This window comes from Bacillus sp. P14.5, from assembly GCF_003316765.1.
Classification (GTDB): Bacteria; Bacillota; Bacilli; order Bacillales; family Bacillaceae_B; genus Rossellomorea.
The window spans coordinates 1-5,300 of record NZ_NIJF01000097.1 but is presented as its reverse complement, the minus strand read 5'-3'; the positions used below and the strand labels follow the sequence as shown (position 1 = coordinate 5,300).

Annotated in this window: 4 protein-coding genes and 2 rRNA genes; all 6 read right to left on the bottom strand. The window is 38.3% G+C overall.

Going from position 1 to position 5,300, the window contains the following annotated elements; all coding sequences use genetic code 11:
• Positions 1-356: ribosomal RNA gene (locus B9Z54_RS20555) — 16S ribosomal RNA — on the bottom strand; the annotation flags it as partial.
• A gap of 401 nt (positions 357-757) precedes the next feature.
• Positions 758-1,594, bottom strand: a complete 837-nt coding sequence (locus B9Z54_RS20550; protein ID WP_162785308.1) for a tyrosine-type recombinase/integrase — start codon at positions 1,592-1,594, stop codon at positions 758-760.
• A 137-nt stretch (positions 1,595-1,731) separates the two neighbouring features.
• Positions 1,732-2,223: a hypothetical protein gene (locus B9Z54_RS20545; RefSeq protein ID WP_113930248.1), complete on the bottom strand. Its 492-nt coding sequence runs from the start codon at positions 2,221-2,223 to the stop codon at positions 1,732-1,734.
• A 41-nt stretch (positions 2,224-2,264) separates the two neighbouring features.
• A complete protein-coding gene (locus B9Z54_RS20540) occupies positions 2,265-2,447 on the bottom strand; it encodes a hypothetical protein (RefSeq protein WP_113930247.1) in 183 nt (60 codons plus the stop codon).
• Positions 2,434-2,961 (bottom strand): RNA polymerase sigma factor, encoded by a 528-nt coding sequence (locus B9Z54_RS20535; RefSeq protein ID WP_240190033.1) that lies wholly within the window; start codon positions 2,959-2,961, stop codon positions 2,434-2,436. Before B9Z54_RS20535 ends, B9Z54_RS20540 begins: the two co-directional genes overlap by 14 nt.
• 2,144 nt (positions 2,962-5,105) lie before the next feature.
• A 5S ribosomal RNA gene (gene rrf / locus B9Z54_RS20525) occupies positions 5,106-5,222 on the bottom strand.
• Positions 5,223-5,300 lie beyond the last annotated feature (78 nt).

Genomic DNA, 5,300 nt, shown 5'->3' with positions numbered 1-5,300 from the left:
CTCCCGTAGGAGTCTGGGCCGTGTCTCAGTCCCAGTGTGGCCGATCACCCTCTCAGTCGGCTACGCATCGTTGCCTTGGTGAGCCGTTACCTCACCAACTAGCTAATGCGCCGCGGGTCCATCTGTAAGTGGCAGCCGAAGCCGCCTTTCCACTTTTCCTCATGCGAGGAAAAGAACTATCCGGTATTAGCCCCGGTTTCCCCGGAGTTATCCCAGTCTTACAGGCAGGTTACCCACGTGTTACTCACCCGTCCGCCGCTGACTTCAGGGAGCAAGCTCCCATCAGTCCGCTCGACTTGCATGTATTAGGCACGCCGCCAGCGTTCGTCCTGAGCCAGGATCAAACTCTCCGATAGAAGTTTGACTTGCTCATTTGCTATTTTTAAAGTATTAGCAACTTTGTAAGAACAATGTTCTTACTAGATTTACGTTGACGTTTTGTTTGTTTTGTTCAGTTTTCAAGGTTCAATCGACCAGAAGTCTATCATAACATGATATTTCGTTGTCGTCAACTTCTGCGAATAAATTCTTTATAGCTGATATTCATTTTATCGCTCTACTGTAGCAGCGACATTCATTACTATACCACCCTACTTCGTGGAAGTCAACTTCTTTTTGTTCATTTATTTCGTTTATCGGCCCCGAAATTCAAAGCCGAATACACAATATATCATTTCTATAAATCTTTATCAAGGGTTTTCTACAAAAAAGAGAGAGTACTATATTCATACCCTCTCCAGCTGAGATAATTCCTTTTTTAGCTATCTTTTATAAATGTCTTGTGAATAGCATCTTCTAAAGCCGGATGCTCTACTTTTGATTTGGTATACCTTTTGGTTACATTTATATCCTTATGCCCGGCAAGCTTGGAAACAATTTCAATACTGACACCCTTATCCACCAGCTGCTGGCAAAAGGTATGCCTAAGCTTATGGGGATTAACCCCATATTTCTTTAACATGTATTGGATAGATCTTTCTGTAAGCCTCTCATTTGTTCTGGAGACAAACAACGAAGTTTTATCTGGTGAGGTTTCAATATATCTTTTTAAGTAATCATTTGCTTCTTCTGATAATGGAATATTTCTTTGGACTCCAGTGGAAGTATTGATTTCCAAAGTCCTCGCCTTCAAATCAACATCTGCTCTATCGAGTGCACAAAGTTCCGATACACGGATTCCGGTGTGGAGAAGCGTGTAAACAATGGCTGTATTTCTGCAATTTCCTTCTTCTTTTACTTCTTTCAATAATGCTGCACATTCTTCATTGTTTAAAGATTCAATTTCACTTTTCTTATCTGCCGTTTTCATTTCAATACCTGCAGTTATATCCGGCCGTTTTAAGAATTTCGCAAACGTGCGAATCGCGCCAAGTATTTTATCGTTGGTTATTGGACTTCTGCCTTGTTTCTCTAAGAAGTTGATATAACTCTGAACCTCGTTATGGGAAATTTCTTTTAAGGTCAGTCCTTTTGTTTGCAGCCAGTCTTGGTATTTCTTCAGTTCTCTTTCATAAGTTGTTACCGTATTAGCTGACTTTCCTTCTTTTCTTAGCCAAACTGAAAATCTATCGATAATATCATGAGAATGTTCCAAGGTTAACACCCCTGAGAAATAGACTTGGTTGATTTTATGGTAAAGGCTTTAGTGTAGGAAGTCAACTTCTGCGAAAAAATACAACTTAATGATAAAGAACCGTTTTAAAGCTCCTTTTAAAGGAGGATTACCTCATATTATCCGCCTTCTGGTTGAATAGTCTTTACCAGTTCCTCTAAGCCCCCATCATTATAAAATTTCATGGTGTTTATTTTACCTGTATTATAAATATTGACTCTTCCTGAGACTTTAATTTCTCCCTCTTTAATATCTCCTTTGTAATATTGCACATTAACTGTAAAGTTGTATGCACCATCAGTTTTTTCATCTTCTATGACATCTATTTTGTCTGCTTTCAGTTGATAGCCTTTATAATAGGCTAATTGGGTAAAAGTCAGCTGATTGGTATTTATATGGCCTTGAAATGTATTTTCTTCAAAGTAAGGTTGATAAATATCTTCATAATGGGAATATAAATCATTTTGGTATTCTTGAACTTTGTCTTGTTCTACATAGGACTCTTCATCATCTAATATATTCTTCAACTCTTTATCTGGTCCAGTGAATACTATTTCTAGCACCGTTTCAATTGTTTCAATATTTTCATCCTGGGGTGCAGCTTGATCCAATAGTATTTTATCTGCTATAAAATATCCTCCTATGAGGAAAATCATAATGAACGCAGCTGATAAGACATGGATGGACCAATTAAAGCCCCTGTCTTTACCTTTCTTTTTTCTAAATTATTAATAAGGTTAGAATACACCTCCTCTTTATCCGATTTTTCCATTTTGATGGAATTGAGCGATTTAAGAGTTTGGTCATATTCATTGCTTTCATCATATTGTTTCATGATCATACCCCTCCTTTTGCAATTGAATTTTCATTGCCTGCAATCCCCTGAAAAGGGTAGTTTTCACTTTGCTTTCTTTCCACTCAAGCACTTCAGCTGTTTCTCGGATAGACAGTTCTTTAATCTTTCTCAAAATAATGACCTCCCGATAAGATCTCTTTAATTTACTTAAGGCATGATAGATCTGACCTTCAGCTTCCCCTAATTGAATAATTCTTTCTGGTGAATGATCATTTGAAGGAAAAGCCTTTAATGAATCTGCAATATAACGGATGGGTTTTCTTTTACGCATAAAATCTATGGTGACGTTCCTGGCAATACGATATAACCAATTCTTGTCGCTCGTTTCTCCTTTGAAATGTCCCATATGATTATAGGCTTTCAGGAAAGTATCATGTGTTAAATCCTTCGATTGTTCATGGTCTCCAATCATTATGAATATAAATTGATAAATCGCATCGCTATATTCCTGATACCACTCACGTATCCTTTGCTTTCTATCTTCATCTTCCACATCTTTCACCCCGCTTTTTTAATCTTACTTTCTAAAATCCTTGACGCCTCACCCTAAAGACGGGTGGATTGTAAAAAAGTTTCACTTTAAATTCGAAGTGATTATGCAAACAGGTAAGCAAGCTTAATACCCACTTAACTTTTATAACTCTGGAACGTTATAGAGATTCGATTTGCTTTCTATATGTATTGAGAAGGTTTATGAATATATAACATTATGTGGTAAAATTTATTATAATATTGTGAAAATTGCTTTCGCTTATTTAACGATCAAGGAAGAAGAATACAAAGGCATAAGTAATCCTCATACAAACATACGAGTATAATTACTTTTGAAAATTTAAGTACTTTGTGGATGTAATACTAATGTTAGTAAAAATTAAAGCATTACATGAGAAAGCTTTTTATATTGGGCTGTCTTTAATATTGCTCAGTCCATTATTTTTATTTTTGTCTTCCTGTTTATTCCCTGTTAGTGATTGGATGACTATGATTATACAAGCAGTTATATGGGGTTTTGCTCTTTTATTCGTACTCAGTGCGGCAGACTCAAGACATTCACGTATTAAGAAGAAAAAGTAAAGCCATATTCTGATGTTCTAATTGGATATATTACTATATATAACTATGTAAACTTTCTTATAATTTAATTTCCACTTCAGGATACTGAGATTGCTCTGGCAATGTTCTTAGGAGCTGATAGTCAAAGTATAAACTAACGGCGAACTTTAATTGCCTAGTATCAACAATATAAAAGACAACAAAACCTTGGAGATGTCTCCAAGGTTTTTTGTATTAGTTGTATTTTGTATTTGTTATTTATGCTCTGTCAGAATGCATGAATTATCTTTAACACTTCTCTTTTTTTCCGCCCAAAGAAATTTTCCACTTCTAATTAGATGATTTAAAGCCGGCCAGTGTTTTCGTATGTTTAACGAGTTACCCTGATCTTCCATTAAAAACTTCAGGTCAGCCGTTCGATTAGCATACGGATCAAATTGTATAACTTAGACGTTATAGACTTATTAAATTCACCGTAACAATTATTGATAATGAGGACCAGATGATAAAAAGAAAAGCTGCAAAGTGAGGGGATACTTCGTCATTTATACTCTTTATCAAAGATAGGATAAAGAAATACCCAAACAATAAGAAGAGAACTATGTATAAGAAAAACAATAAAACCTTCCTTTCATAGTTAATAGTATAATCTTAATCTTACTATAAGCTTGTTTCTATTCAAAAAGGATTGAGAAAAAACTACAAGATCTACAACTCCGTTTGGTGTTTGATTTTAAAGTTCAGACTCGAATGCTGCTTAATTGCCTAGAAAACTGCCATCAGCACTGAAGGCGAGGACAAAGAGGAGCGGCGTCTTCTTCATCCGCTCCTCTCGTTCACTTCCTCTTGGACAGAACCCATTTCGGTGCTCTCTCCCTCGTGTCCCCTATCTTCTTACTCCTCCCATCCTTGCTCCTACGTTGAAAGAGAATTTTGAGTAAGATGGATTCGAGCTAGCCCCTTGGGGACATGATTCAAGTTGATGGGAGAAGATTATGTATCCGAGCTAGCAACTTGGATACATAATCCAGGTGGGAAGTTGAAGAAGATGTATCCGAGCTAGCAACTTGGATACATAATCCAGGTGGGAAGTTGAAGAAGATGTATCCGAGCTAGCAACTTGGGGACATGATCCATGATGGAAGTTGAAGAAGGTGTATCCGAGCTAGCAACTTGGGGACACGATCCATGGGGGAAGTTGAAGAAGGTGTATCCGAGCTAGCCTCTTCTGTACATAATCCATGAGGGAAGTATTTTTTAGGGGCTCGCCCTTTTTTTTCAATACAATAAAAGAGCACCCCCTCGGGTACTCTTTCGTTTGCCTGGCGACGTCCTACTCTCACAGGGGGAGTCCCCAACTACTATCGGTACTGAAGGCGAGGACGGCGATGAGCGGCGAATCTCTTCGTCCGCTTCGCTTGTTCACATCCTCATGTGCAGAGCCCATTCCGGTGCTCTCTCCCTCTCGTCCTTGACCTCCTTGCTCCTCCCCATCCTCGCTCCTGCGGGAATGAGAATCTATTTGGGGGATCTCCCCCTTTTTTGAATATAAAAAAAGAGCACCACTTCGGGTACTCTCTGATTGCCTGGCGACGTCCTACTCTCACAGGGGGAGATCCCCCAACTACCATTGGCGCTGAAGAGCTTAACTTCCGTGTTCGGCATGGGAACGGGTGTGACCTCTTCGCCTTAATCACCAGACATATTCAGTTGAAAGAACATCGTTCTCTCAAAACTAGATAAAGTATTAGAAGAAAGAAGAAAGTATTCCGAGTTTCG